The organism is Methylobacterium organophilum (assembly GCF_022533465.1).
GTDB classification, from domain to species: domain Bacteria; phylum Pseudomonadota; class Alphaproteobacteria; order Rhizobiales; family Beijerinckiaceae; genus Methylobacterium; species Methylobacterium organophilum.
In genome coordinates this window covers 381,323-407,748 of record NZ_CP092848.1, presented here as the reverse complement: position 1 = coordinate 407,748, position 26,426 = coordinate 381,323, and the positions used below count along the sequence as shown (strand labels likewise).

General features: G+C 71.9%; 21 protein-coding genes. 7 read left to right on the top strand and 14 right to left on the bottom strand.

What is annotated here, in order from left to right; all coding sequences use genetic code 11:
- Positions 1-192: 192 nt before the first annotated feature.
- From MMB17_RS01930 to MMB17_RS01915, 4 genes are all read left to right on the top strand, one after another.
- Positions 193-681, top strand: coding sequence for a ComEA family DNA-binding protein (locus tag MMB17_RS01930; protein WP_241100884.1), 489 nt, complete (start codon positions 193-195; stop codon positions 679-681).
- Between the two features lie 93 nt (positions 682-774).
- Complete coding sequence (locus tag MMB17_RS01925; RefSeq protein WP_238312627.1) at positions 775-990, top strand: hypothetical protein; 216 nt, start codon at positions 775-777, stop codon at positions 988-990.
- On the top strand, positions 987-1,490 hold the full coding sequence (locus MMB17_RS01920) for a DUF3016 domain-containing protein (RefSeq protein ID WP_241100883.1): 504 nt from the start codon (positions 987-989) through the stop codon (positions 1,488-1,490). The genes MMB17_RS01925 and MMB17_RS01920 overlap by 4 nt, the downstream gene beginning before the upstream one ends.
- Positions 1,491-1,879: 389 nt before the next feature.
- Positions 1,880-2,704, top strand: coding sequence for a metallophosphoesterase family protein (locus MMB17_RS01915; protein ID WP_241100882.1), 825 nt, complete (start codon positions 1,880-1,882; stop codon positions 2,702-2,704).
- 9 nt (positions 2,705-2,713) lie between these two features.
- Here the strand turns inward: MMB17_RS01915 and MMB17_RS01910 are convergent, their stop codons facing one another.
- The 5 genes from MMB17_RS01910 to MMB17_RS01890 all read right to left on the bottom strand — a co-directional run bounded on the left by MMB17_RS01910 (position 2,714) and on the right by MMB17_RS01890 (position 10,271).
- Positions 2,714-6,178 carry an ATP-binding protein gene (locus MMB17_RS01910; RefSeq protein WP_241100881.1) on the bottom strand — a complete coding sequence of 1,155 codons (3,465 nt, stop codon included), beginning with the start codon at positions 6,176-6,178 and terminating at the stop codon, positions 2,714-2,716.
- Positions 6,179-6,193: 15 nt separating this feature from the next.
- Positions 6,194-7,441: a metallophosphoesterase family protein gene (locus tag MMB17_RS01905; protein ID WP_238312631.1), complete on the bottom strand. Its 1,248-nt coding sequence runs from the start codon at positions 7,439-7,441 to the stop codon at positions 6,194-6,196.
- A gap of 187 nt (positions 7,442-7,628) precedes the next feature.
- Positions 7,629-8,411, bottom strand: coding sequence for a VOC family protein (locus MMB17_RS01900; protein WP_241100880.1), 783 nt, complete (start codon positions 8,409-8,411; stop codon positions 7,629-7,631).
- Positions 8,408-9,334, bottom strand: coding sequence for an SMP-30/gluconolactonase/LRE family protein (locus tag MMB17_RS01895; RefSeq protein ID WP_241100879.1), 927 nt, complete (start codon positions 9,332-9,334; stop codon positions 8,408-8,410). Before MMB17_RS01895 ends, MMB17_RS01900 begins: the two co-directional genes overlap by 4 nt.
- 4 nt (positions 9,335-9,338) lie before the next feature.
- On the bottom strand, positions 9,339-10,271 hold the full coding sequence (locus MMB17_RS01890) for a DoxX family membrane protein (protein ID WP_241100878.1): 933 nt from the start codon (positions 10,269-10,271) through the stop codon (positions 9,339-9,341).
- Positions 10,272-10,419: 148 nt separating this feature from the next.
- Between MMB17_RS01890 and MMB17_RS01885 the strand changes: the two genes are divergently transcribed.
- Positions 10,420-12,000, top strand: a complete 1,581-nt coding sequence (locus MMB17_RS01885) for a GMC oxidoreductase (protein ID WP_241100877.1) — start codon at positions 10,420-10,422, stop codon at positions 11,998-12,000.
- Positions 12,001-12,006: 6 nt separating this feature from the next.
- Here MMB17_RS01885 and MMB17_RS01880 read toward each other — a convergent pair whose 3' ends face one another.
- The 9 genes from MMB17_RS01880 to MMB17_RS01840 form a co-directional block, all read right to left on the bottom strand.
- Complete coding sequence (locus tag MMB17_RS01880; RefSeq protein WP_241100876.1) at positions 12,007-12,660, bottom strand: NrsF family protein; 654 nt, start codon at positions 12,658-12,660, stop codon at positions 12,007-12,009.
- Entirely contained in the window at positions 12,653-13,228 is a 576-nt protein-coding gene (locus MMB17_RS01875) for an RNA polymerase sigma factor (RefSeq protein ID WP_241102093.1), read from the bottom strand. Before MMB17_RS01875 ends, MMB17_RS01880 begins: the two co-directional genes overlap by 8 nt.
- A 105-nt stretch (positions 13,229-13,333) precedes the next feature.
- Complete coding sequence (locus MMB17_RS01870) at positions 13,334-13,576, bottom strand: hypothetical protein (RefSeq protein WP_241100875.1); 243 nt, start codon at positions 13,574-13,576, stop codon at positions 13,334-13,336.
- 135 nt (positions 13,577-13,711) lie between these two features.
- Positions 13,712-15,094 carry a class II 3-deoxy-7-phosphoheptulonate synthase gene (locus tag MMB17_RS01865; protein ID WP_238312639.1) on the bottom strand — a complete coding sequence of 461 codons (1,383 nt, stop codon included), beginning with the start codon at positions 15,092-15,094 and terminating at the stop codon, positions 13,712-13,714.
- A gap of 415 nt (positions 15,095-15,509) precedes the next feature.
- Positions 15,510-16,919: a chromate efflux transporter gene (gene chrA / locus MMB17_RS01860; protein WP_241100874.1), complete on the bottom strand. Its 1,410-nt coding sequence runs from the start codon at positions 16,917-16,919 to the stop codon at positions 15,510-15,512.
- A 2-nt stretch (positions 16,920-16,921) separates the two neighbouring features.
- On the bottom strand, positions 16,922-17,752 hold the full coding sequence (locus MMB17_RS01855) for a chromate resistance protein ChrB domain-containing protein (RefSeq protein WP_241100873.1): 831 nt from the start codon (positions 17,750-17,752) through the stop codon (positions 16,922-16,924).
- Positions 17,753-18,286: 534 nt separating this feature from the next.
- Positions 18,287-18,580: an RNA polymerase sigma factor region1.1 domain-containing protein gene (locus MMB17_RS01850; RefSeq protein ID WP_238312644.1), complete on the bottom strand. Its 294-nt coding sequence runs from the start codon at positions 18,578-18,580 to the stop codon at positions 18,287-18,289.
- Positions 18,581-18,639: 59 nt separating this feature from the next.
- Positions 18,640-20,946: an FdhF/YdeP family oxidoreductase gene (locus MMB17_RS01845; protein ID WP_241100871.1), complete on the bottom strand. Its 2,307-nt coding sequence runs from the start codon at positions 20,944-20,946 to the stop codon at positions 18,640-18,642.
- An 89-nt stretch (positions 20,947-21,035) separates the two neighbouring features.
- The gene (locus MMB17_RS01840; protein WP_241100870.1) at positions 21,036-21,830 is read right to left on the bottom strand and encodes a hypothetical protein; all 795 of its coding nucleotides are present in this window, start codon (positions 21,828-21,830) and stop codon (positions 21,036-21,038) included.
- A 216-nt stretch (positions 21,831-22,046) separates the two neighbouring features.
- Here MMB17_RS01840 and mprF point away from each other — a divergent pair, with 216 nt between their 5' ends.
- Both mprF and MMB17_RS01830 read left to right on the top strand, forming a co-directional pair.
- Complete coding sequence (mprF, locus tag MMB17_RS01835; protein ID WP_241100869.1) at positions 22,047-24,695, top strand: bifunctional lysylphosphatidylglycerol flippase/synthetase MprF; 2,649 nt, start codon at positions 22,047-22,049, stop codon at positions 24,693-24,695.
- Positions 24,692-26,080: an AcvB/VirJ family lysyl-phosphatidylglycerol hydrolase gene (locus tag MMB17_RS01830; RefSeq protein ID WP_241100868.1), complete on the top strand. Its 1,389-nt coding sequence runs from the start codon at positions 24,692-24,694 to the stop codon at positions 26,078-26,080. Before mprF ends, MMB17_RS01830 begins: the two co-directional genes overlap by 4 nt.
- Positions 26,081-26,426: the final 346 nt, after the last annotated feature.

The following is a 26,426-nucleotide window of genomic DNA, read 5'->3' as shown; positions in this document are numbered from 1 at the left end:
CTCCCGCGCATCAGGGGTGAAGGCCGCGCCACCGCTGTGGATGGTGAACGACCCGTTGATGGGGAGCCTCTGGTCGGCCTCTCGAAAGCTCCTAAGATGCCGTGAGGGCGGCGCTTTCCCGCGGCCGTCCCAAGACGCGGCGCCACGGGGTTCGCCCGGGGCGAGGGAGGCCGCGAAACCGGGAGGTTCCGGATGATCAGCGGATCGGCAACCCTGCGCGTCGGCCTGCTGATCGTGGTTGCGGCCGCGCTCGCGGGCCTCGCCAGCCTCTACTGGGCCCCCGCGACGCCGCTGCCCGCTCCGGCCGAGGTGGCGAAGGCGCCCCCGGCGGAGCCGGCCCCGAAGGCGGAGGCCCCGCCCCCGCCCGCCCCTGTGCCGGCCCCGCCCCCCGTGCCCGAACCCGCGCCGCCCCCTGCACCGGTCGCAGCCGAGCCGCCGGCCCCGGAGCCCCCGCCGAGCGCCTCCGAGCAGGCCGCGGAGAACGCGCCGCCCGCGGCCACGGAGCTCGTCGACCTCAACACGGCGAGCCTCGCCGACCTGAACAAGCTCAGGGGCGGGGGGGCCATCGGCCGGGCGATCATCCAGCACCGGCCCTACAGCGCCGTCGACCAGCTCCTGTCGAAGCGGGTGCTCACCCGGGCGACCTACCAGCGCATCAAGGACCAGGTGACTGTCAGGTAATCGGCCGAGGGATTGGCATCGCCGATCTGGCGCAGGCGGGGAACAGGGCCTAGGGTGCCCCGACAAGTGAGTTCGAGAGCCGAGGCGAAGCCCATGCATACGACGAGCGGCGCACCGATCCTTCGTTCGGATCTGGGCGTCGAGGAGACGATTGAGTCTGACAACGTGGTGCGTTGGGACGGCGAGCGCCTCTATGTCGAGCAGGACATCTTCCACAACGGCCAGCTCGTCCACCGCAAGTACCGCCGCACCATCACCGAGCCCGTGGCCCGTGCCCTTCTCGCGGTGATCAACCGGACGAAGCAGTGAGGCGCGCCGCGGCCCTCGCCCTGCTGGCGGTTCTCTCCGCCGGCCCGGCGGGGGCCGAGGCGCCGCTCAGCCTGCGCTTCGTGGCCCCGGAGCGCTACACCGATGCCGAGAGCCGCTACGGCTCCGGGCCGAGCCTGCGGGTGACGCTCGGCGAGATCGAGCGGATCTTCCGCTCCTTGAGCGCGCGCACGCTCAGGCCCGGGGAATCCCTCTCCGTCGAGGTGCTCGACATCGATCTCGCGGGCTACGAGCGGCCCGGCCTCGCCATCCCCAACGGCCTGCGCGTGGTCACCGATGTCGGGCCGCCGCGCTTCCGCCTGCGCTACGCCCTGAAGGAGCGCGGGCGCACGGTGCTCGCGGCCGAGGAGACGGTGTCCGACCTCAACTTCCTGCTGCGCTACGCCCGGCCCGGTGCGACCGGCGCCTTCCATTACGAGCAGGAACTGCTCCGGGACTGGTTCCGCACCCGCATCGCCGACCGCCAGCCGCCACGGGGGTGAGGGAGACACGCTCGCGGCGGCACACTTCACCGCCGCTGTCACAACACCCCGCGCAGACCGTTCGTCGCCAATGCCGCATCGGGCGCCTTTACCGACCTTCTCGGCCGAGGTGATCCGGCAGAAGGGAGTGGCTGCGGGTGCGGCTCATCGCCGGGGTCAGCTTTGGAGACGCAACGGAGGGAACAAGCAGGGTCGATAGCAGGCCGCTCGCACTCTACATCGCCCGCAGGCTGCCGCCGTGGCGGCTCGCCCCGCATCGGCGACAGGCTTCGTGCTCGTCCGGAGCCTGTGCGAGTGATGAACGATGGGGAGATCCGCTTGATCGCTTCGCCCGTGCGCTACCGTATCCGGCCCGGCGCCCTCACGGTGATCGTGTCGGGACCGGCCCGATGAGGCGGCTCGCGCATATCTCCGATCTGCATTTCGGCCGCACCGACCCGGCCGTGGTCGAGGGGCTGGTGGCGGAGCTCAACAGGGACAGGCCCGACCTCATCATCGCCTCGGGCGATTTCACCATGCGCTCCCGGCGCCGGGAATTCGGCGAGGCCCGCGCCTTCCTGAACCGACTGGAAGCGCCCTGGATCGCGGTGCCGGGCAACCACGACATCGCCTATTTCAAGCTGTTCACGCGCTTCTTCCACCCGTTTCGACGCTACCGGCGCTGCATCGCCGAGGAGACCGAGCCGGTCTATCTCGACGGGGAGATCGGCATCGTCTGCCTCAACACCGTGCGGACCTGGGCGCCGGAGACCGACTGGTCCCAGGGCAAGATCACCCGGGCGCAGATCGCGAAAGCCGAGGCGACGCTGGCGGGTTTCCCAAACGACGTCTTCCGCATCGTGGTCGGCCATCATCCCTTCATGCCGCCGCCCTGGGACGAGGAGGCGCGACTGGTGGGACGGGCGGACGAGGCGCTCGCCGCCTTCCGCCGCCAGGGCGTCGGGCTGACCCTCGCGGGGCATCTCCACCGCCACTATGCCCGTTTCGCGGAGGCCGAGGATGCCGGCGCCGAGCCGCGCCGCGTCGCCGTCGACCAGGGCCGGGCCGAGGTGCCGCGCCAGCGCCTGCTGGCGGTGCAGGCGGGCTCGGCCACCTCGACGCGCCTGCGCGGCGACGAGCCCAACGCCTACAACCGCATCCGCATCGAGAACGGTGCGGCGACGGTGACCGTGCGCATCTGGAACGGCGCGGCCTGGGAGGATGCGGGCGGCTGATCTCCGCGCCTAAAGCGGCACCACGTCCACCGCCGCGCCGAGCCGCGCCTGCGCGATCTCCGCGAGCCGGGCATGGTGGGTGAACAGGATCGGCTGCACCGTCTCCCCGATCGCCGCCAGGGCGTCGAGGCCGTGGCCGGTGCGGGTATCGTCGAAGCTCGCGAAGATGTCGTCGCCGACGAAGGGGGCGGGCTCGGCGTTGCGGGCGAAGTCCTCGAGATAGGCGAGGCGCAGGGCCAGGAAGAGCTGGTCGCGGGTGCCCTCGCTCATCGCCTCCACCGCGACCGGCCGGTCGCTGCCCGCGCGGCGGCCCCGCAGGACGGGCTGGTCGTCCTCGTTGAAATCCTGGTCCAGGCCGACGAAGGCGCCGCCGGTCAGGCCGGAGAAGAGTTCCGCCGCGCGGGCGAGGAGCGGGTCCTGCTGGCCGGCGCGATGGCGCTCGATGGCCGAGCGCAGGAGCAGGCCGCCCAGGCGGAGCACGACGTAGCGCCGGGCCGCCTCGCGCAGTTCCGCCTCGACGCTGCGCTTGACCGCCGCCGCCTTCTCGGCCCCGGTGCCGCCCTCGATCCGGCGGCGCTGCGCCTCCAGCTCCCGCTGGCGGGCATAGGCCTCCTTGCCGTCCTGGACGAGGCGCTGCTCCTCCTCGGCGAGTTCCGCCAAGCGGCCTTCGATGGCGTCGGGTGGCAGGGCATCGAGCTCGGCGCGCAGGGTCTCCTCGGGCACGCCGTCCCCGATCCGGGCCAGCTCCTCGCGGGCGCGGACGACGGCCTCCTGCAGGTCGGCGCGCCGGGCGAGCCGAACATGGAGGGCTGCCACGTCCTCCTCCGGGGGGAAGCCGTGGCGCAGGAGCAGGGCCTGCTGGCGGCTCTCCACGAGGGCGAGGCCATCGGCGGCCTCGTCGCGGGCCTTCGCCCGGGCGGCGAGGTTGCGCTCCAGCGTCTCGTGGCGAACCTGCGCCTCGCGGGCGGCCTGGATGCGGCCCTGGAGGCGGCGCACGCCCTCGGGGATGGATAGGTCCGCGCCGGGCAGCAGGGCCGCGAGCAGGCGCAGGGCCTCGTCCTCGTAGTGGCGGATGTCCCGCCGCATCCCGGCGACGCGGCCGGCCCGGTTCGCCTGTTCCTTGATGAGGCCCGGCACCCGGTCCCAGGCGTCGAGCGCCGCCTCCGCCTCCTCGCGGCTCGCCTGCGCCTGCAGCGACAAAGCGGGAAGCGCTGTTGCCCATTCGGCACGCCAGGCGGATTCCACCTCCTCCGCCTGAAGACGGGCCGCCTCGGCGCGGGCCAGAGCCTGCTCGGCGAAGCGGAGCCGGGTCTCGTCCTCGCGGGCGGCCTCCCAGCGCTCCGAGGCGAGACGCAGCCGTTCGGCCACGCGGGTGCCGACGAGCGCCACGTCGAGATCGGAGAGGCCGGGCAGGTCGAGATCGGCGGCCAACGCGAGAAGCGGCGCGCGCAGAGCCTCGAGCCGGGCCGCGAGCGCGGCCTGCTCCGCCCGCCGCGCGTGGAGCGCCGTGGCGCGCTCGATCAATCGTCCGGCCTGGGCGAGCCAGACCGCCATCTCGGCAGGCGGCAGGGGCGCGAGCCCGGCCGGCTGCCACAGGTCGTGCCAAGCCGTGTCCCAGGCCGCGAAAGCGGCCTCGATCTTGGAGAGCTCGTCGCCGGCCCGCTCCGCGGCGCGCTCGGCCGCCGCCAGCTTCTCCGCATCCGCCGCCTGCTCGGCGACGCGGCCCGCCTCCTGCGCGAGACGGTCGGCGAGCGCGTCGGATTCCGTCAGCATCCGGCCGAAGGCTTCGGTCTCCCCCTCGCGGGCGGTGTCGGCCTGACCGAGGGCGGCGGCGCGCAGGGCGGGCCAGAGGCCGTCGCGCGCGGCGCGCAGGGCGAGGAGGGCCGCGCGGTCGGGCAGCGCCCCGTCGGCCCGGCGGCGGGCGATCCGGCGGGCGAGCATCTCCCGCTCCGCCGAGGCCGTGTCCAGAACCTCCCGGACCCGCTCCCGCCGTCGTTCGAGCTGGCCGCGCTCCTCGGCGAGGCGGCGCAGGGTCTCCGGCCCCGGCAGGGCGGCGGCAGCGAGCGCTGTCAGAGAGGCGGGCGCCGGCGAGAGGCGCCGCACCTGATCCTCCAGCGCCGCCTCCTCCCGGCAGATCTCGGCGGCGAGCTCGTCCCGCTGGCGCGCCTCGCGCAGGACCGGCGCCAGGGTCTCGAAGCGCTCGCGGAAGGGGGCGGGATCGAAGGCCGGCGCACGCCCCGCCCGGGCCTCCTGCAGATCCCGCAGCTCCGCCTGCCGCTGGGCCTGCTCGGCGCGGGCCCGGTCGAGATCGCCGCCGCGCTCCCGCCCCTGGGCGATGAGCTTGCGGATGCGGATGCGCACCATGTCGGAGGGCTGCGCGGCGGCCACCGCCTGCGCGTCGGGGAGTCCGAGCCGGATCGCGATGGCCCGAAGGCTCTCGGCGAATTCCGCGGCCTCGCCCTCGATGCGGGGCAGGTCGCGCAGGGATTTTCCGTGGTCGCCCGCGCCCCGCACCAGCTCCTCGACCTCCTCCGCCAGAGCGAGCGCCTCGGGGTCGCGGGCAATGCCGTCCCGCTCCGCCTGCGCCCGCGCCCGGGCGGCTTCGGCCTCCGCGAGGCGCTCGGCGGCGGCCGCCTGCGCCTCCCGCAGGCGGCCGAGATCCTCCACCGCGCCCGGCTCCATGGCGACGAGGCCGCCGAAGGCGTCGAGATCGCCGGCCAGGGCGGCGAGGCGGTACAGGATCGGCGCGGCGGTCCTCAGCCGCCGCAGCCGAGCGGCCTCGGCGGCATTGGCCCGGCGGCGTTCGGCGATGCCGGCATCCGCGGCGATCGCGCTCTCGACCTCCGCGTTGAGCGAACGCCAGGCCTCGGTGCCGACACGGTCGGCGGAGAGGGCCTTGCGGGCCTCGTCGTAGCGGGCGACGAGCTGGTTGAGCACGCGCAGGCGGCCCTGCGGCACGTAGATCTGCCCGGCCTCCTCGTCGAGCTGGCGGGCGGTGTCGCGCAGGCCGCGCAGGCCGGACGCCGCGGCGAAGAGGCTCGCGCCGACCTCGCCGTCGCTGCGCAGCATCTCCTCGCCGCCGCTGCGCAGGGCGCCGGCATCGAGGCCGAAGGCGTTGCAGAAGACCGGCCGGCTCAGGCCCCCGAGGAAGCCGGCGAGGGCATCGTCGGGAATCGGCGCTCCCGCGGAATCGGTGAGCAGGTTCTTGCGGCCCTTGCGGCGGCGGAAGCCGAGCCGACGCCCGTCCCGGGCCGCGATCTCGGCCCCGAGCCAGAGTTCGCTGGGCTCGTGCAGGAAGGCGAAACGGGTGCGCTCCTCGATGCCGAAGAGCAGGTCGGTGACCGCGGCGAGCGCACAGCTCTTGCCCGCCTCGTTCGGCCCCAGCACCACATGCACCCGCGCATCCGGCCGGAAGTCGAGGCGGCGGCCGGTGAAGGGGCCGTAACGTTCCAGGTCGAGCGAGAGCAGGCGCATGTCGTCGCGCTCCGCCTAGCAGCCGCGGCCGCCGAGGCGGGCGAGCACCAGTGCCTCGGCCTCGGCGCAGAGGGCGTCGAGCTCCTCCGACAGGTCCGGCCCGTCGACGGCGCTCATGCCGCCGGGCAGCTTGTTGCGGATCTCGGCGATGATCGCCTCGGCCCGGGCGCGCACCTCCGGCTCCCGGTCGATGGCGTGCAGCAAGGCGGCGGGATCGAGCAGGCCGGCGCGGTCGGCGAGCGCCTGGGCGGGGCGGCTCGTCCCGATGCGCAGGCTCTCCAGCCAGATGTCGTCGCGGATGCGGTGGGCCGCGGCCTGCACCTCGGCGGCGATGCGCTCGCGGTCGCCGGCCCAGGCATCGTGCAGGGGAGTGGTGCCGCGCAGGCTCACCCGCAGGGCGAGGAGCCTTCCCTGCGCCTCGACGGCATGGGGGCGCAGGGCGGCGCCGACCCGCTCCAGGGCCTCGGTCTCGTCCTCGGCGCCGGACAGGTCGATCTCGGCATGGGCCCAGCGGGCATGGTCGAGCACGATGCGGCGCAGGCCGGCGATCCGCCCATCCGCCACGTCGACCGCCACTGCGCCCTTCGGCCCGCATTCGCGCACGCTGCGCCCCTGCAGGTTGCCGGGGAAGACGATCGGCGGGTCCTCCCACACCTGCGCATATTCGTGGACGTGGCCGAGCGCCCAGTAATCGTAGCCGCGGGCGGCGAGCTCCGCCGGCGCGCAGGGGGCGTAGGTCGCGTGGGCGGCGTAGCCGTCGCAGGAGGTGTGGAGCAGCCCGATATTGAGCCAGCCGGGCACCGGGTCGGGATAGGAGCGGGCGAAGCTCTCGTCGGGCACGGCGCGCTGCGCGAAGCTGCGCCCGTGCAGCGCGACCCGGTGGGCGTCGAGCCGGCGCGTCTCGGCGCGGGCGGCCGAGAAATTCAGGACGTTGTCGGGCAGCGTGATCGAACGGGTGACGACGCTCTCGGCGTCGTGGTTGCCCTTCACGATCGCGACCGGGATGCCGGCATTCGCGAGGCGCCCGAGCTGCTGGGCGAAGAACAGGCCGACGCTGAGATCCTGCCAGTCGCCGTCATAGACGTCGCCGGCGATCAGCAGGAAGGCGGCCCGGATCTCGATGGCGTGGGTGACGAGATCGGAGAAGGCGCGGCGGCCGGCGGCTGCGAAGCGCTCGGCGATCTCCGCGTCCTTCGCCGCGAGCCCGGCCAGCGGGCTGCCGAGATGCAGGTCGGCCGCGTGGAGGAACGTGAAACTCGACACCGACGCAGGGTCCCATACGCGGCCCGCGCGGGATCGTTACAGGGAAGCGGGCCGGCTACGGTGTGGCATCCGCCGGCCCGGAAGGCCAGCCGCCGGGGCCGGCAAGGCCCTTGAAAGGTGTGGTTGAGCCGCCGACACGCCATCCGCCGGCCCGCGGGGACGCTCCCACGCCCCTGCGAACGGGAACCTACGAGAAGACGAGGCGGTGCCCGTCCGGGTCCTCGGCGCAGCGCTCGGCGACCGCGGACCAGCGCGAGAGGCGCAGGACGATGCGGCTCGCCAGCACAGCGTCCTCCGCCAGCGGATGCAGGAGCGGTCCGGGCGTGCGGTAGCAGAGCAGTTCCAGATGCGGCGTCGCGCCGCCGGGGGGCGTCAGGCCCGTCACCTCGACCACGGGGTCGGCCACCGCATCCATCCGCGCCTGCTCCGCGCCCCGGTTCAGGCCCCGGCTGACGACCGTGAAGCCGAGGGCTTCGTAGAACGCGACCGAGGACGCGGTGTCCGAGACGGTGATGGCCGTGTGGTCGATGCCGAGGAAGAGGCCGGGCCGGTCCCGCCAGGGCGAGGGCGCGGGCTCCGGGAAGGCGAGGAGTTCGAGGGGGTGCCCGTCCGGGTCGCGGAACTTGAAGGCCGCGACGCCGCCCGAGGCGGCCGGCAGGCGCTCGGGGCCGGCCTGCGAGATCGGCGTCCAGCCCGGGACGGCGCGCAGATGGGCATAGGCCGCTTGCATGTCGGAGACGACGATGGCGCAATGCTGGAAGTCGGTGCCGTTGGAGGGCGCCGGCGGCCCAGGCGTACGCGGAGTCGGGACCAGCTGGACAACCTGCGCGCCGAGGCTCACCGCGATCCCCGGCCCCTCATGCGCGACGCAGCCGCCGAAGGCCGCCGCGTAGAAGGCCGCAGTGGCGGCGGGATCCGGGCAGAGCAGCCGGATCGCGGCGATGCGGAGCGCGCCGACAGGAACGCTCACCGGCCCGCCCCCGGCAGGGGCGCACCGCGCCGGTTGAGGAAGATCGAGACGACCCGCTGCGAGGCGGCGATGAACAGGCGGTTCCGGTGGACGCCGCCCCAGGTCAGGTTCGAGACCCGCTCGGGCAGCCTGATCTTGCCCAGGAGCCGGCCCTCCGGCGACAGGCAATGCACGCCGTCGGCGGCGCTCGACCAGACATTGCCGTCCTCGTCGACCTTCATGCCGTCGCAATAGCCGGGCTCGATTTTGTGGAAGACGTCGCCGCCCGACAGCGTCCCGTCCGCGGCCACGTCGAAGATGCGGATGTACTGGCGCGGGGTCGGATGGGTCTGGTCCCCGGTCTCCGAGACGTAGAGCCGGCGTTCGTCCGGGGAGAAGGCGAGCCCGTTCGGCCCGTCGAAATCGCCCGCCGCGACGCGGATCTCCCCCGTTTCCGGATCAAAGCGGTAGAGAGCGGGCGGCTGCTCGGAACACTGCCGGCCGCCCTCGTAATCGTTGGAGATGCCGTAGACCGGGTCCGTGAACCAGATCGTGCCGTCCGATCTCGTGATCACGTCGTTGGGTGCGTTCAGCCGCTTGCCCGCATGCCGGTCGACCAGAGTGACGACCCGGCCGTCATGCTCCGTGCGATAGAGGCAGCGTCCGTGATGGGAGCAGGCGATCAGCCGGCCCTGCCCGTCGCGGGTCTGGCCGTTCCCGTAATCCGAGGGCGCGCGGTAGACCGACAGGCCCTCGCTCTCGCTCCAGCGCATGGTGCGGTTGCGGGGCAGATCCTGGAACAGCAGGCAGTTCCAGTCGCCCATCCAGACCGGCCCCTCGACCCAGCGGAAGCCGGAGGCGATCTCCTCCAGCCCCGCATTGTCGAGCACGTAGCCCCGGAAGCGGGGATCGTGGATCTCGAAGGTGTCGAGCGGATCGGCCATCGCCTCACCCGAACCGGCAGGGCGGGGTCGTCTCGCGCTTGGTGTCGAACTGGACCACCATCAGCACCGCGGGCTCGTCGCCGATCGTGCCCGATTTGTGCCCGGTCCTGCCGTCGAGCGTGCGGCAATTCTGGTCCTCGCCGAAGGAGATCTCGCCGGGTCCCATTTCGACGCGGGTGCCATCCATGGATTCCACGTACCAGCGGCCCTTGAGCGGGATGATCCATTGCGGGGCCGGGTTCTCGTGCCACGTCCCCTCCCAGCCCACCGGCTGGACCGTGATCATCGTGGTCATGCCGTCACGATGCTTCGGGCCCTGCCATTGCGGCGAGGCGGGAGGCTTCATCGAGGCGAGGTGGAACTCCGTCATCTCGCAGCGGACCTGCCGGCTGACGCCGTCCGCATCGGTATAGAGGTGCCAGTAGGGCACGACGGGCTTGTCGGTCTCGTCGCTCATCGCGAGGGCTCCGGTCGGGTTACGGGCATAGGGATGGGTCGATCCGAAGGGATCGTGCAGGAAGGCCCTGACGCCGGCCGCGCTCGGACCGCTCCAGGCCACGGCCAGGAAGCCGCCCGCAACGGCGAAATTCTTCAGGAAATCCCAGAAGGTCTCGCGACCCTGGCTTGGGCCGCGCAGGCGGAAATCGGGCTTGGTCCAGAAGCGCTTCCACAGGAGCGCCGTGACCGCGCAATAGCCGGCCAGCACGAAGGCGGCGAAGCGGTCGGCGATGCCGGTGAGCACGCCGAGCGACATCACCACCTCGACGAAGAGGCCCGTCAGGATCAGTCCCTTCGCGAGCCCCCGCGAGGCGGTCGCCTGTCCGGCCTGCCCCACGGCAGCGTCGAAGTTCAGCACCTTGTCGAGGGCGCTGAAGGGCAGGAACAGCAGCACCAGCGACAGCCGTGCCGCGAAGGCGGCGAGCACCTCGATCGTCATCGCTCCGGTCCCGACGGCCCAGCCCGTCAGGCCATCCAACACGTCAGATCCCGGCCGGTTCATCCGCCGGCCTACCCGGGCTGCAACCCGGACGTGCCGGAACAGGCGGCGCGCGAAGCAGTTGCGCACCAGCACGGAGCGGTTTCGGATGCGCGACGACAGCTACGACGTGATCATCATCGGCTCGGGGCCCGGTGGCGGCAGCGCCGCCTGGCGGCTCGCCAAGACCGGAAAGCGCGTCCTCGTGATCGAGCGGGGCGACTACCTACCCCGGGAGCGCGAGAACTGGGACACGGACGCGGTCTTCCGGAAGGGTCGTTACCAGGCCGACGAGACCTGGGTGTCCTCGGACGGGGCGCGGTTCAAGCCGGGGCTGCACTACTTCGTCGGCGGCAATTCCAAGGTCTATGGCGGGGTGCTGTTCCGCCTGCGCGAGAGCGACTTCGAGGCCGTGCGCCATCCGGACGGGATCTCCCCCGAATGGCCGCTGAAATACGACGCCTTCGCGCCCTGGTATCAGGACGCCGAGGAGCTGTTCCAGGTGCACGGCGCCCGGGGCGAGGACCCGACCGAGCCGCCGGCCGAAAAGCCCTATCCGAAGCCGGCGATCAGCCACGAGCCGCGCATCCAGAAGCTCTCGGACGACCTCGCCCGCGCCGGCTTCCAACCCTTCCACCTGCCCATGGGCGCGCTGATGGAGGAGGATGGCAGGGGCGGCACCACCCCGCATTCGCCCCTGCTGCGCTGCGACCCCTTCGACGGCTATCCGAGCATCACCAACGGCAAGGCGGATGCACAGATCATCTGCATCGACCCGACGCTCGCCGCCCATCCCAATGTCACGCTCCTGCGCAACGCCTATGCGGAACGGCTCGTCACCGAGGCCGGGGGCGGGCGCGTCACCGGCGTCGAGGTGGTCCTCGAAGGCCGGCGGCACCGGCTGTCGGCCGACATCGTGGTCGTGGCCTGCGGCGCCCTCTCCTCAGCCTTGCTGTTCCTGCGTTCCAGCTCCGACGCCCATCCGAACGGGCTTGCCAACGGCTCCGGCCAGGTCGGGCGCAACTACATGCGCCACAACAACACCACCGTGCTCGCGATCTCGAAATCGCCGAACCCGACGCAGTTCCAGAAGACGCTCGGGCTCAACGACTTCTATTATGGGCACGACCGCAGCCCGCGGAACGACTGGGAATTCCCCCTCGGCCACATCCAGATGGTCGGCAAGTCGGACGGCATGCAGATCGAGGCGGAGGGCCTGCCCGGCTTCCTGCAATGGCTGCCGACCCGGCCCTTCTCCTACATCGCCGAGCACTCGATCGATTTCTGGCTGACCTCCGAGGACCTGCCCAGGCCGGAGAACCGGATCTTCTACCGCGACGGGCTGGTCCATCTCGATCTCGCCGTCACCAACGGCGCGGCGCAGGCGCGGCTGCGCGACAAGCTGCGGGCGATGTGCGACGGCCTCGACATCCACCCGCATCTGTTCGACCGCACGCTGTATCTGGGCAAGGACACGCCGATCGGCGGCACGGCCCATCAGGCGGGCACCCTGCGCTTCGGCCCCGACCCGGCCACGAGCGTGCTCGACCTCGATTGCCGGGCGCATGGCATCGACAACCTCTACGTCACCGACGCGAGCTTCTTCCCCTCGATCGGCGCCGTGAACCCGACCCTCACCATCATCGCCAACGCCCTGCGGGTGGCGGACGGGATCGCCGGGCGGCTGTGACAGCGTCTAACGTCGCGGCTCCAGCAGGCGCCCGCCGGCCAGCCCGTTCAGGCCGACGATCAGGGCGACGGCGGCGAGATGGATGGCGAGATCCGTCGCCGTGGCGTCGTGGGGATGGAACGGCACCAGCAGGGCCGCCGCCGCGGCGGAGGCGGCGAGCCCCCCCAGCGCCGCGGTGAGGCCCGGGCGCAGGGGGCAGGCCCGGCGCAGCATCCAGACGAGCAGGGCCGAGAGCGGCAGCGAGACCCCCATCAGGAAGACGAAGCAGCCGCGCATCTCCCCGGCATCGGGGATGTCGGCCCCCGGGGCGATCCAGGCCCGCAGGCAGCCGAGGCCGCTCGCGCCGAGCCAGAGCAGGAGCGGCGGCAAGGGCAGCAGGGCCCAGGCGGCGGAACGCCCGGGCACGCTGGTCTGGAAGGCGGCATAGGCCGCGGCGATGGCCGTCAGCAGCGCGCCGAGGCCGGCATAGCGCAGATCCGCCACGCCGAGGCGCAGCTCGAGCCCCGCCGTGTCGGCGAAGGGCAGGATCAGGAGGCCGAGGGCGAGCGCCGCGCCGCACCAGGCCAGCGCCCGCCGTCCGGGCGGCGCGAGACGGCGCACCGGCACGAGGCCGGCGGCGAGATCCTCGACGAGGCTGTCGTGACGGGCGGGCTCAGACATCGCCGCGATCCTTGTCGGGTGAGAGCGCGGCGCGCAGTGTCTTCAGGGCGCGGTGCAGGTTGACCTTGAGCGCCCCCTTGCTGCGTCCGGTCAGCGACGCGGCCTCGTCGAGGGAGAGCTCGCGCAGGGCGAGATGCTCCACCGCCTGGCGCTGGCCCTCGGGCAGGGTCGCCACCGCGGCGGTGAGGCGGGCCGCGCTCTGGCCGGCCTCGACCCCGTGATCCGCCCGCCGCCCCTCGTCGGGCCGGGCTTCGTAGGCGGCGGGATCGTGCACCTCCCGTGGCCGGCGGGCGCCGTGGCGCAGGGCGTCGATGGCGCGGCGCTGGGCGATGGCGTTGAGCCAGGGCAGGAAGGGCCGGGCCGGGTCGTAGCTCGCCCGCGCCCGGTGGAGCGTCAGCAGGGTCTCCTGCACCACGTCGTCCACCCCTGCACCCCGCACGCCCTGGGCCCGGGCCATCCGGGCGATGGCCGGCACGCAGTCCCGCAGCAGCCGGCGATAGGCGTCGGCGTCGCCGTCCTGGGCCGCCCGCATCGCCTCGGCGAGGGCGGCTTCGCCGGAAGCTGGCATCGCGGTGGCGCCCATGGGGGCTGAGCGGGACGGCCGGGCGGCGGCCGGAACCGGCAGGGGAAACGGAGGGCCGAGCGGGGCCATCCGGAACGTCGCCATCGCAGGCTACTTCGTCATCGGGTCCTTGGCCATGGCGCCCGGCGCCCTGGTGTTCCGATGCATCGCATCCCGATGCATGGCGTCCTTGGACATGGCATCGCGATGCGCGCCGTCCCGGTGCATGGCATCGGTCTGCATCGTCGCCTCGGGTGCCCCGGGCTTGCCCGCCGGCTCCATCGCGCAGGCGGGGACCGCCGCAGCGACGAGGGCGAAGAGCAGGGCGGATGTGAGATGGAACAGCGGGCTCATGGCGAATGTCCTCCGGGTCGTGCCGTGAGGGGCACTGCCGGATCATTCGGCCCGCATCCGCGGCCGGTTACAGGGCCGCGCGGGATTTCGCCGATGCGAGGGTCCCGGCGGCAGCGCCGGGACCCTCGTTTGATTTCACTCCGCCGCGTCGAGGCGGGGATGCTCGATCTCGGCCCGCTCCCGGCGGACGAGCTCGGCGGTGAGGAAGGCCACCTCCAGCGCCTGCTCCGCGTTGAGGCGCGGGTCGCAGTAGGTGTGGTAGCGGTCCTGCAGGTCGTCCGCCGTCAGCGCCCGGGCACCGCCGGTGCATTCGGTGACGTCCTTGCCGGTCATCTCCAGGTGGATGCCGCCGGCGATCGTGCCCTCGGCGCGGTGCACGCCGAAGAAGCCCTCGATCTCCTGCATCACCCGCTCGAAGGGCCGCGTCTTGTAGCGGCCGGCCGCGATGGTGTTGCCGTGCATCGGATCGCAGACCCACACCACCGTGCGGCCCTCGCGCTCCACCGCCCGGATCAGGTTCGGCAGATGGTCGCCGACCCTGTCCGCGCCGAAGCGGCAGATCAGGGAGAGGCGGCCGGCCTCGTTCTCCGGGTTGAGGAGATCGATCAGCCGGATCAGCCCCTCGGGCGTGGTCGAGGGGCCGCATTTGAGCCCGATCGGGTTCTTGATGCCGCGGGCATATTCCACATGGGCGTGATCCGGCTGCCGGGTGCGGTCGCCGATCCAGAGCATGTGGCCCGAGGTGGCGTACCAGTCGCCGCTCGTCGAATCGACGCGGGTCAGGGCCTCCTCGTAGCCGAGCAGCAGGGCCTCGTGGCTGGTGTAGAAATCCGTGGTCCGCACCTCCTGGTGCGTCTCCGGATTGATGCCGATGGCCCGCATGAAGTCGAGGGCGTCCGACATCCGCTGCGCCACGTCCTGGTAGCGCGAGGATTGCGGGCTGTCCTTCACGAAGCCGAGCATCCAGCGATGCGCGTTCTCGAGATTGGCGTAGCCGCCGGTGGCGAAGGCGCGCAGCAGGTTCAACGTCGCCGCCGATTGCCGGTAGGCCTCGAGCTGGCGGCGCGGATCGGGCACGCGGGCCTCCTCCGAGAAGCCGATGCCGTTGATGATGTCGCCGCGGTAGCTCGGCAGGGAGACGCCGTCGAGCGTCTCCGTCGGCGAGGAGCGCGGCTTGGCGAACTGCCCGGCGATGCGCCCGACCTTCACCACCGGCGAGCCGCCGGCGAAGGTGAGCACCATCGCCATCTGCAGGAAGACGCGGAAGAAATCGCGGATGTTGTCGGCGGAATGCTCGTCGAAGCTCTCGGCGCAGTCACCGCCCTGGAGCAGGAAGGCCTGGCCCGTGGCGACGCGGGCAAGCGACGCCTTCAGCTTGCGCGCCTCGCCTGCAAAAACCAGCGGCGGAAAGCTCGCGAGCTGCGACTCGACGGTCTGGAGCGCGGCCGCGTCCGGATACTGGGGCACCTGCTGGATCGGCAGGTTGCGCCAAGATTTCGGGGTCCAACGCTCGGCCATGACGATACTCCGCACACCTCATCGTGCGATCGGCGCGGGCAAGGGCACCCGCGCGAGGAGCCGGCTTGTAGGACCGATTCGAGCAGAAAGCGAGCGGTCGCACCGGCGGGCAACCGAATGTGCAGACGCGCTGTCACCGAAGCAACCGGTTCCGCGGGGGAGGCGGGGCGGGAAAGGGCGACGGAGGGCCAGGTCGGTCGCCCCTTGCACCACGCCCCTGCCGGTCTTCTCCCCCCATCAGGAGGCCGACAGGTGCTGCTCCGGAAGATCCCGATGTCGCGGGTGGAGGACACGCCCCGCGCCTCGACGGCACCCAGAAGCGTGCGCGGCACGCGCAACAGGCCCAACGGCGCCGCATCCCGCTCCGGCTCGAACGAGACGGGCCTGAACGGGAGGACGTCGAGATCCGGCAGCCCTACACAGCGCCGACGAGGTGCAGGACAACGCCGACCGCCGCACTGGCCAACAGGGCCTCAACCATGCCGATCTTGAACCGGAACACCGCCACCACCGCCGCGGCCGCGAGCGCGAGGGCCCAAGGGTTCAGGCTGGCGAGGACCGGGACGTCGAAGCGGACCGGCCCGGCCGCGAACGGGCGCGTCTCGGCGAAAACGGTGTGAAGAGCAAACCAGACGGCGAGGTTGAGGATCACGCCGACCACCGCCGCGGTGATCGCCGAGAGCGCGCCGGCTAAGGCCCTGTTGCCGCGCAGGCGCTCGACGTAAGGCGCGCCCACGAAGATCCAGAGGAAGCAGGGCGCGAAGGTCACCCAGGTGGTCAGAAGCCCGCCGAGCGTGCCGGCGACCAGCGGCGGCAAGGCGCCGGGGTTCCGGAACGCCGCCATGAAGCCCACGAATTGCGTGACCATGATGAGCGGACCGGGCGTGGTCTCGGCCATGCCGAGTCCGTCGAGCATCTCGCCGGGCTTGAGCCAGCCGTAGTGTTCCACCGCCTGCTGGGCGACGTAGGACAGCACCGCGTAGGCGCCCCCGAAGGTCACCATCGCCATCTTGGAGAAGAACACCGCGACCTGGCTGAAGACGTCGTCCGGCCCGAGGGCGAGGAGGATGGCCGCGACAGGCACCAGCCAGAGCGCGCCCCAGGCGAGCAGCATCCGCAGCGTGTGCCCGGCGGCGGCCCGCTCCTGCGGGAGTTCGTGGTCGTCGAGCAGGAAGGGGCCATCCACCCCCTTGCCGCCGGCCCCATGCCCGCCGGTCTTGAACTGCGGCAGTCTAGCCAAGCCGCCGAGGTAGCCGATGACGCCGGCCGTCAGCACGATCAGCGGGAAGGGTACGCCGAGGAAGAAGATGGCCACGAACGCCGCCGCGGCGAGGCCGACCATCACGGGGCCCTTGAGTGCCCGCTTGCCGATGCGGATCACGGCCTGGAGGACGATGGCGAGCACCGCCGCCTTGAGGCCGAAAAACAGGCCGGCGACAAGGCCGACGTTGCCGTAGAGCGCGTAGACCCAGCTCAGCGCCATGATGGCGACGACGCCCGGCAGGACGAACAGCCCGCCCGCGACGAGGCCGCCGCGGGTGCCGTGCATCAGCCAGCCCACGTAGGTGGCGAGTTGCTGCGCCTCCGGTCCCGGCAGGAGCGTGCAGAAGTTCAGGGCGTGCAGGAAGCGGTTCTCGGAGATCCAGCGCTTCTCCTCGACCAGGATGCGGTGCATGACCGCGATCTGCCCAGCCGGCCCGCCGAAGGAGAGCGCGGCGATGCGGGCCCAGACCGGGACGGCCTCGGCCAAGGTTACGGGCAACGGCGTTTCCGGGGCGGCCACGCCGGTCTCCGGCGCGGTCTGGATACGTGCGGTCGCGGCCATGGTCAGGCTCTCGCCTTGGGCTTGTTGGTGGGCCAGTTGTGGGTCTCCTCCGTCGCGTCCCGGCACCACCGGTAGAAGGCGTCATAGAGGAGCATCCCGGCATCGAGCTGTGCGAGGTCGTCCGCGTAAAGGCGCGACAGGCCGAGCGAGGCGGCGAGAAGGCCGGCGGCCTCCGGGGCGAGATCCGGCCGGGCCGTGTCGGCCCCTCGCACCAGGGTCGCGAGGTGCAGGAGCGGCGGCGTGGCGAGGCCGAGCTCCTCGACCATGACGTCGAAGGTGCACAGCTCGCCCCGATGGCTCCAGAAGGTGCCTGGGTCGTCGATGTCGAACGGCGCAGCCTCGAACCGGTCCGCGACGCCGGCCACCTCGCCCGGCGGCACGAACAGGAAGACCGCGTCCGGGTCGACGAAGCGGCGGATGAGCCAGGGGCAGGCGATGCGGTCGACCTTGGGCCGGGCGCGCGTAACCCAGACGGTGCGGCCCTGCTCGTCGCGGTTGCGGATCTTGTCGGCTGGAACCATCGGCAGTTCGGCGGCCGCCCAGTCCGCGATGCCACCCTGCAGGGCCTCGGCATTCACCCCGGCGCTACGCAGCCACGCGGCGACGCCGTGGCTGTTCCGACGCCCATCCTCACAGACGACCACGACGGACCTGCCGCGCAATCCCGGTGCCCACTCGGCGACCCGGTCGGGCGCCCGGACAAGCGCGCCGGGCACGTGGCGTTGGTCCGTGAGGAATTCCCGGTCGGTGCGCACGTCGATGACGGCCGGACAGCCTGGAGTGCCAATCAGGCGCGCGAGTTTTTCGACAGAGATGGTGTTGGGCGTAGCCATGACGCGTCCTTGCAACACGTGCAGAAGGGACGCGATACTTTGGCCTTAGCCTCATGAGGAGATCGCCTTCCCCATCAGCCGTATGGGATACCGGCGACACAGGCGCTGTCAAGCGCGGCCTGGGCGGGCTGCGCCAGCTCCATATCGTCCGCTTTCTGTCCCGGCCGGTCGTCTGCCCTTGCCCGCTTAAAGGTCCGGGAGGGTCGGAAGTTCACATTCCGATATCGCACCGAAGGCGCGCTTTGCGGGCAAGCATCCGACGACCTTCGAAGACTTGAGGCTAGTGCCTCTCCTCGCCCTCTGGGTGAGTTAAGGGACCGCGCGCAACGCGGTGGCGCAGGTGCGCGGGCGCGTGAGGCCGGTATCCCCGATACCGGCCCCTCCGTCCGCTTCGCGGCGACACCTCTCAAAGGTGAGGAAAAACGCGCCGCGACCGAGCCGATCAGCCGGGCACGAGATGGGACGTGCGCATCCGATCACCGCGTGCGGGGCAAGGAGGAATGCGCGCCACCCGCTCGGGTCATCCCGAGAGGCTCACTCGTCCTCGTCCACCTCGATCCCGTATTCCGCCAGCACCCAGAAGATCGCCTCCAGGTCGTCGGCCGTGACGTCGCGGGGCGGGAGGGCTTCTTCGAGGTCGTCGTAGGTCAGGGAGCGGCGGCGCTCGGCATCGGCCTTGGCGAGGAGCCGGTCGATGGTCATGCGGATGTCAGCGGGCAGGGCCTCGTGGCTCGGCAGCGCCAGACGCCCCGGGGGGGTCGTGGCGTCGCGCAGCAGGCGATCGATGATCGCCTGTCGTCGCGCGTGGGCTGCGTCCTTTCCGTCCATGCCCAGCGCATATGGATTGCGCGGCGCATCCGTCGAGGGCTGCGCCGCATCAAAGCCGCTCACGCGGCGGCGACGGGCTCCGCCGCGCGGGTGACGCGCACCGGGATCGCCTTGGCCGCCGGGGTCTTGGCCTGCACGTCGTGGTGCCAGAGCGGGATCAGCACGTTCAGCTCCGGGTAGTAGCCGGCGCAGTTCCCCTCCGGGATCTCGTAGCGGACGATGCGCAGGCCCCGCACTGCCCGGGTGATGTCGTCCGAGGCGTCGGTGACCACATCGACCTCCTCACCGTCGGCGAGTTGCAGGCGGGCGATGTCGTTCTCGTTCATGAACAGCACCCGGCGGGTGCCGGAAATGCCGCGGAAGCGGTCGTGATAGCCGTAGACCGTGGTGTTGAACTGGTCATTGGAGCGCAGGGTGATCAGGTCGAGCACGTCGCGGCTGCGGATCGGCATGTCGGGATCGGCTTCCAGCCCGTCCGGGGGCAGGAGGAAATTGGCCTTGCCCGTCTCCGTCTCCCATTTGCGCTCCCGTGCCAGCAGCGGCTTGTGCAGGCCGCCGGGCTCGAACAGGCGCTTGTTGAAGTCCTTGAATGTGTCCGGATAGGTCGTCTCGATCGCGTCGCGCACCTTGGCGTAGTCGCCGACCCAGGCGTCCCAGTCGACCTTCGGATTCGGCGGCAGCACCGCCTTGGCGAGTTCGGCCACGATCCAGGGCTCGGAGCGGACCTGCTCGCTCACCGGCCGCGCCACGCCGCGGGAGCCGTGGAAGCAGGAGGTCGAGTCTTCCATCGACACCGCCTGCGGCCCGCTCGCCTGCTGGTCGATCTCGATGCGGCCGAGACAGGGCAGGATATAGGCGATCTCGCCATGGACGAGATGCGAGCGGTTGAGCTTGGTCGAGACCTGCACGGTCAGGCGCAGGGAGCGCCAGGCTTCCTCCATGCGCTGGGTGTCGGGGATAGCGCGCACGAAGTTGCCGCCCAGGCCGACGAAGGCCTTCACCTCGCCCGCGAGCACGCCCTCGCAGGTCTCCACGGTGTTGAGGCCCTTCTCCCGGGGCGGCTCGAAGCCGTAGAGCTCCTTGAGCTTGTCGAGGGGCACCAGGGAGGGCTCGTCGGCGATGCCGACGGTGCGCTGGCCCTGGACGTTGGAATGGCCGCGCACGGGGCAGATCCCGGCGCCGGGCTTGCCGAGGTTGCCGCGCAGCAGCAGCAGGTTGACGAGCATCTGCACCGTCTCGGTGCCGCGGCGGTGCTGGGTTAGCCCCATCCCGTAGATGCCGATCACGGCGCGCGCCTGGGCGTAGACCGCGGCGGCGGCCTCCAGGCCCTCGCGTTTCAGGCCGGAGCGCGCTTCGAGGGCGGCCCAGTCCTGGCCGTTGCAGAAACGGACGAAGGCCTCGAAGCCGTGGGTGTGCTCGGCGATGAAGTCGACGTCGAGGAGGCGCGGCCGGCCCTCTTCCTGCGCCGCCCGGTCGGCGGCGATCAGCGCCTTGCAGATGCCGGTGATGGCGGCGATGTCGCCCCCGGCCTTCACCTGGTGGAACTGCGTCGCGATCTGCGTCGAGGACTTGGTCAGCATCTCGACGGGGGATTGCGGGTTGGTGAAGCGCTCCAGCCCGCGCTCGCGCAGGGGGTTGAAGGAGAGGATCGGCACCCCGCGCCGGCGCGCCTCCTGCAACGGATGCAGCATCCGCGGCGAATTGGAGCCCACGTTCTGGCCGAAGAACAGGATCAGGTCGGTGGTCTCGAAATCCTCGAGAACCGTGGTGCCCACCGGCACGCCGATCGATTGCGGCAGCGCCTTCGAGGTCGACTCGTGGCACATGTTCGAGGAATCGGGGAGGTTGTTGTTGCCGTACATCCGCGCAAACAGCGCGTACATGTAGCTCGTCTCCAGCGAAGCCCGGCCCGAGGAGTAGAACACCACCGATTTCGGATCGAAGCCCTTCAATTCGCGGCCGATCTCCGCGAAGGCCGATTCCCAGCTCACCGGCAGATAGCGGTCGCTTTGGGGATCGTAGCGCAGGGGATGAGTCAGCCGACCCTTCTCTTCCAGGTCGTAATCCTCCCAGGCGAGCAGCTCGGTGACGCTGTGCCGGGCGAAGAAGTCCGGCCCGACCCGCTTGCGGGTCTGCTCCCAGGCGGTCGCCTTGGCGCCGTTCTCGCAATACTCGAAGGTCGAGGGCTTGGCTGGCTTCGCCCAGGCGCAGGACACGCACATGAACCCGTCCGGCTTGTTCTGCTTCATCAGCATGGCCGCGCCGGAGGCCGGGATCTGCTCGCGGGTCAGGATGTCGAACAGGGAGCGGGCGGAGCCCCAGCCCCCGGCGGGATCCTCGTAGGCTTCGATCTTCACGTCGCTCATCGCCGGCTCCGCCGAGGGTTACGCTCGGTGCAACCCCTTCGCGGAATCGGCGGTTCCTGCGGCGTTCCGCGCAGAGCCGCGGCCCGCCCTCACCCGGGCCGGAAATCCGGATAGCCCGAGACGGGGTGGAGCAGGCGCCGGCCCGGCGGCCCCTCGCCGAAGGGAGCGAGCTCCCAGACCCAGCGGCGCGCCGGTACCGGCAGGCCGACGCCGTAGAGCAGGTCGAGCCGCTCCTGCACGCGGCCGTCCCGGTCCTCCTCGATCTCCTCCGTGTCGGTGACGAGGCAGATCCGGGCGGAGAGCGCCCCCAAGGCGGCGAGGTGCCCCGCCACGATGGCGCGCCCGAGGGCGTCCCCGTCCTCCGGCGCGTAGCTGCCGAGGGGCCGGCGCGACGCCTCCAGCCGCTCCACAGGACGGATCGGCAGTTGCGAGAGCAGGTTGACCGAGACCACGAGCCCGGTCTCCGGCGCAGCGCAGATGGCCGGCAGCATGGCCCCGAGCCCATCCGAGCGTCCGAGCAGCAACGCGAAGCTGCCGCTCAGGTCGGCCGTCAGCAGGGTGACGTTGCCCCGCACCCGGGCCGCCCGGCGCGCGGGCAGCGGATGCACGGCATCGACCAGCACCACCCGGGCGAAGGCGCCGGCGAGGTCGTCGAGGGGCACGTCATCGAGATGGCCCGAGCCCAGCACCACCGCGGTGCCGCGCGTCTCCGTGCCGTCGATCGCCGCACGGATGACGCTCCGGGTCGCGGCGAGATGCGGCGCCCAGGCGGCCGCGCAGCGCCGGGCGCGGGAGCCGGTGCGGATGCTGTCGCCCACGCAGCCGAGCCGGCGATGGTCGCGGGGCGCGGGCGTGGCCAGGACGCGGAGAAGGTCGAGCAGCATGAGGTGGAGCGACGGGTTTCGCGAGGCTCCCTCTATCGCCATCCGGCGCGGCCGACGCCAGAATTTCGACAAACCGACCGGCAATAGGCGCCATACGCGCCACGCCTGCCTCCGATTTGTTCAGCCTGTGTTGGGGGATTTCGGGTGAGAAGCGGCATTCGCGCGTGCCCCGCCGACTCAGGCGGTGCCCGCGCAGCCAGGACCGATCACGTCGACATGACCACGCGCATCGAGACGCCGACCGAGCAGAGCCCCGCCTCCGAGTCCAGCGCAACCGTGGCCGCAGCGGCCGTCGCCCCCACCCGCGGGCTGCTGCCCCAGGGCCTCGTGCTGCTGCGCCGCGCCCTGCCCCCGGCGGTCGGCCTCGGCGTCAGCCTGCTCGCCATCCTGGTGATCCACCGGATGCTCGGCACCGTGACCCTGGAGGCGATCTCCCAGGCCTACGACCAGATTCCCGATCCGCTGCTGGGGCTCGCCGTGCTGTTCACGGCCGTCAGCTTCGCGGCCGTGGCGGTTTACGATCTCGTCGCGGTGGAGACCGTGGCGCCGGGCCGGATCCCCCGCGGGCTCGCCGCCGCGGCCGGCGCCGGCGGCTACGCCGTCTCCAACGCCCTCGGCTTCCCGCTCTTCACCCAGGGAGCGCTCCGCTACCGGATCTACGGCGACCGGGCCGGCGGCCTCGCCGATGTCGGGCGCATTCTCGGCGCCTCCTGGTTCGCCCTGCTCGTCTCCCTGGTCACCATGGCGGCGGTGGCCCTGATGCTCGGGCCGAAGAACCTGCCGGGGCTCGCCCGCTACCATCCCGAGCTCGATGCCGCCGCCGGCGCCGCCGTGCTCGCCCTGGTTTTCGGCATGGTGATCTGGCTCGGTCGCAGCGAGCGGCCGGTGCGAGTCGGCCGGGTCTCGTTCCGCCTGCCGACCTCCCGGGCGGCCATGGTCCAGATCGCCGCCGGCATCGTCGATCTCACCGCAGCGGCGGCCACCCTCTACGTGCTGATGCCGCAGGACGCGGTCGGCAACTTCCCGGCTTTCCTGCTGATCTACGTCGCCGCGACGGTGATCGGCATCGTCAGCCACGCCCCCGGCGGCCTCGGCGCCTTCGAGGCGACCCTGATCGCGAGCCTCGGGCTCGGCGGGCGCGCCGATGTGCTGGGCAGCCTGCTCGCCTACCGGGTCATCTACACCCTGATGCCCTTCGGCGTGGCCCTGCTCTGGCTCGCCGGCCTGGAGAGCTGGCGCCGCCGGGCGGTCTTCGCCGGCCCGGCACGGATCCTCGAGCCGATGGTGCCGCGACTGGCCGCCGGCACCGCCCTGTTCGGCGGCGCCATGCTGCTCGCCTCCGGCGCGACGCGGGACCTCGCCGTGCGGGTCGACATGCTCTCCGACATCGTGCCGATGCCCTTCATGGAGGGCTCGCATTTCGCCGCCGCCCTGGTCGGCGTGGCCCTGCTGGTGCTCGCCCGGGGACTGAACCGGCGGCTCGCCCGGGCCTGGAAGGCGGCGCTGATCCTGCTCGTGCTCGGGGCCGGCTTCTCCCTGGGCCGCGGGCTCGACTGGGAGGAGGCGACTCTGCTGCTGGCCATTGCCGGGCTGCTCGCCGTCACCCGCAACTCGTTCTACCGCAGCCAGAGCCACAACCCCTTCGTGGTGAGCCGGCGCTGGTTCGCGGGCGTGGCCGCCCTCGTCCTGGTCTCGGCCGGCCTCGGCTTCATCGACTGGAACCACCTCGCCGATGCCGATGCCCTCTGGTGGCAGGTCTCGTGGAGCGGCAACGCGTCGAGCGCCCTGCGCCTGTCCTTCGCCCTCGGCGTGGGGCTTGCCGCCATCGGCCTCGACAGCGCGGTCTACCGGCGCCGGCACGATCATCGCCGGGCCCGCTTCCCCGTGCCGAAGGCGGTGGTCGAGGCCGTGGCGCGCTCCCCGCACGCGGCCTCCGCCCTGGCGCTGCTCGGCGACAAGCGCTTCCTGATCGGCGACGAGGGCCAGGGCTTCGTCATGTACGCCCAGTCCGGCCGCAGCCTCGTGGCTTTGGGCGAGCCGGTCGCCCCCGCCGCCCGGGTCGCGGAGCTGGCCTGGTCCTTCCGCGAGCATGCGGACCGGGCCGGGGCGCGACCGGTCTTCTACGGGGTCGGGCCGGAGAACCTGCCGCTCTTCCTCGATATGGGGCTGACCGCCCTCAAGCTCGGCGAGGTGGCGCGGGTGCCGCTGGCCGATTTCTCCCTCAAGGGCGCGAGCCGTCACGACCTGCGCTACGGTCAGCGCCGGGCGGAGAAGGAGGGGCTGACCTTCGAGATCCTGCCGCAGGCCCGGGTGCGGGCCGCGATGCACGAGTTGCGCGCCGTCTCCGATGCCTGGCTCGCGATGAAGCAGGGCGGCGAGAAGCGCTTCTCCCTCGGCTATTTCGACGCGACCTATCTCGCCCATTTCGACATCGCGGTGATGCGGAAGGGGGGCCGGATCGTGGCCTTCGCCAATCTCTGGCGGGGTGCCGAGAAGCACGAGATCGCCATCGACCTGATCCGCTACGCGCCGGACGCCTCCAAGGTGATCATGGACGCGCTGTTCGCGAACCTGCTCCTCGCCGCCAAGGCGGAGGGCTATCGCTGGTTCAACCTCGGCGCGGCCCCCCTCTCGGGCCTCGTCGACCGGCGCCTCGCCTCCCGCTGGAATCGCTTCGGCGCCTTCCTCTACCGGCGCGGCGCCGACCTCTACAGCTTCGACGGGCTGCGCAGCTTCAAGCAGAAATTCGATCCCGTCTGGACGCCTTACTACCTGATCTGCCCCGGCGGCCTGCAGACGCCCAAGACCCTGATCGACGTGGCGACGCTGGTGAGCGGCTCGCCCCTGGGCCTGATCCGCCGGTGACGACCCCGAACGCCGCTCCGAAGCCCGCCCGGCGCCGGCGCCTTCTGGCGGCGGCCGCCCTGATCCTCGCGGCCGGCGGCGGCGCCTTCGCCCTGAAGGTGCTGCGGCCGAGCCCGACGCTGATCGCCGCGGCCACCCCGGTGAAGGCCTCCTCCGGGCGCATCAAGGACGTGTCCGTCGACCTGCCCGACCACGATCCGACCGGGCTCGCCATCCTGATCTCCGACCGGGATGGGATCGGGGCGCGGGAGAAGGCCGTCGAGGCCGCCCTGCGCCACCGCGGCCTGATCGTGATGAGCCTCGACCTCGGCAGGGTAAAGCAGGGCCTCGCCAAGGAGGCGGGGGCCTGCGTCAATCCCTATTCGGACATCGAGGAGCTCTCGAAGGAGGCGCAGAGGGAGCTCGGCGCCCAGCGCTATTTCCATCCGGTGGTGATCGGCCTCGGCGAAGGCGGCACCATGGCCCGGGCCATTGCCGGGCAGACGCTGGCCGCGACGCTGGCCGGGGTGGTGGCCCTCGATCCCGCGCCCGTCCTCGCCATGCCGCGCCCGGCCTGCGGCCCCTCCGCGCCGGCAGAGGGCGGCTTCGCCTATCCCCGCGCCGAGCACCTGCAAGCGCCGCTGACCGTGATCGCCGCCGAGACCGCACCCGCGGGCCCGACCGTGCCCGGCGCCGGCCCCTTCGCCCCGGAGCAGCACCCGGAGGCCGAGGCCGGCCAGCGCCAGGCCCAGGCCATCGACGCCGTGGCCGCCATGGCGGCGCAGGATTCCGGCACGGACAGCCTCCCCCTCGTCGACCTGCCCGCGAGCGGCACCCCGAAGGCGCTGGCGGTGTTCTTCTCCGGGGACGGCGGCTGGCGCACCATCGACAAGGTGATCGGCGAGCAGCTGGCGCAGGACGGCATCCATGTCGTCGGCGTCGACGCCCTGCGCTACTTCTGGGCCGATCGCAGCCCCCAGACGGTGGCCGCCGACACCACCGCGATCGTGCGCCAGGCCGATCCGAGCGGCCGCCTTCCGGTGATCGTGCTCGGCTTCTCCTTCGGCGCCGACGTGTTCCCCTTCTCCTGGCCACACCTGCCGGACGCCCTGCGCAAGCGCGTGAGCCTGATCGGCCTGCTCGGCCCGGGCCGCTCCACCGGCTTCAGCGTCTCGGTGAAGGGGTTCCTCGGCATGGGCGGCGCCCACGAGGTCGTGCCGCAGATCGCCGGCCTGCCGCCGCAGAAGGTGCTCTGCGTCTACGGCTCAGAGGAAAAGGCCCCCGCCTGCACCGATCCGAGCCTCGCGGGCGTGGCCAAGGTGCGCCTCGAAGGCGGCCACCATTTCGACGGCGACTACGCCGCCATCGCCCGCCGCCTGATCGAGGCGGCCCGGATCTCGGGATAGGTGCTTCGGGGCCGATCGGACAAACCGGTCACGCGCATTCCATCGCCCCGCACGTGGGGAGAGGGCCGCGACGACACCAGAACTCGGGTTGACCCGAGTTCTGCTCATGGTTGCCCAAGTCGGGCAGGCCCGACTTGGGTGTCGTCGGCGCGGCAAGGCGGTAGCCGAAGGTGAGGGGGCTGAACCGGATGAGACTCCTCTGGAATCGCCCCCTCACCGCCGCTCCGGCTTCGCCTTCGCTTCCCGCATGGACAACGAGGTCCATGCGGGCCTCTCCCCGCGTGCGGGGAGAGGGGGGAGCCAACTCCGCCTGGCCATGACGGCGTGACGCTGTTTCCGGGCGAAG

What these genes read in the sequence shown, in the direction of transcription:
- MMB17_RS01855 (WP_241100873.1), bottom strand. Translation starts at nt 17,752, where the DNA reads ATGGCTACGCCCAACACCATCTCTGTCGAAAAACTCGCGCGCCTGATT.
- MMB17_RS01895 (WP_241100879.1), bottom strand. Translation starts at nt 9,334, where the DNA reads ATGGCCGATCCGCTCGACACCTTCGAGATCCACGATCCCCGCTTCCGG.
- MMB17_RS01850 (WP_238312644.1), bottom strand. Translation starts at nt 18,580, where the DNA reads ATGGACGGAAAGGACGCAGCCCACGCGCGACGACAGGCGATCATCGAT.
- MMB17_RS01880 (WP_241100876.1), bottom strand. Translation starts at nt 12,660, where the DNA reads ATGTCTGAGCCCGCCCGTCACGACAGCCTCGTCGAGGATCTCGCCGCC.
- MMB17_RS01930 (WP_241100884.1), top strand. Translation starts at nt 193, where the DNA reads ATGATCAGCGGATCGGCAACCCTGCGCGTCGGCCTGCTGATCGTGGTT.
- MMB17_RS01925 (WP_238312627.1), top strand. Translation starts at nt 775, where the DNA reads ATGCATACGACGAGCGGCGCACCGATCCTTCGTTCGGATCTGGGCGTC.
- MMB17_RS01870 (WP_241100875.1), bottom strand. Translation starts at nt 13,576, where the DNA reads ATGAGCCCGCTGTTCCATCTCACATCCGCCCTGCTCTTCGCCCTCGTC.
- mprF (WP_241100869.1), top strand. Translation starts at nt 22,047, where the DNA reads ATGACCACGCGCATCGAGACGCCGACCGAGCAGAGCCCCGCCTCCGAG.
- MMB17_RS01845 (WP_241100871.1), bottom strand. Translation starts at nt 20,946, where the DNA reads ATGAGCGACGTGAAGATCGAAGCCTACGAGGATCCCGCCGGGGGCTGG.
- MMB17_RS01840 (WP_241100870.1), bottom strand. Translation starts at nt 21,830, where the DNA reads ATGCTGCTCGACCTTCTCCGCGTCCTGGCCACGCCCGCGCCCCGCGAC.
- MMB17_RS01885 (WP_241100877.1), top strand. Translation starts at nt 10,420, where the DNA reads ATGCGCGACGACAGCTACGACGTGATCATCATCGGCTCGGGGCCCGGT.
- chrA (WP_241100874.1), bottom strand. Translation starts at nt 16,919, where the DNA reads ATGGCCGCGACCGCACGTATCCAGACCGCGCCGGAGACCGGCGTGGCC.
- MMB17_RS01915 (WP_241100882.1), top strand. Translation starts at nt 1,880, where the DNA reads ATGAGGCGGCTCGCGCATATCTCCGATCTGCATTTCGGCCGCACCGAC.
- MMB17_RS01890 (WP_241100878.1), bottom strand. Translation starts at nt 10,271, where the DNA reads ATGACGATCGAGGTGCTCGCCGCCTTCGCGGCACGGCTGTCGCTGGTG.
- MMB17_RS01865 (WP_238312639.1), bottom strand. Translation starts at nt 15,094, where the DNA reads ATGGCCGAGCGTTGGACCCCGAAATCTTGGCGCAACCTGCCGATCCAG.
- MMB17_RS01875 (WP_241102093.1), bottom strand. Translation starts at nt 13,228, where the DNA reads ATGCCAGCTTCCGGCGAAGCCGCCCTCGCCGAGGCGATGCGGGCGGCC.
- MMB17_RS01910 (WP_241100881.1), bottom strand. Translation starts at nt 6,178, where the DNA reads ATGCGCCTGCTCTCGCTCGACCTGGAACGTTACGGCCCCTTCACCGGC.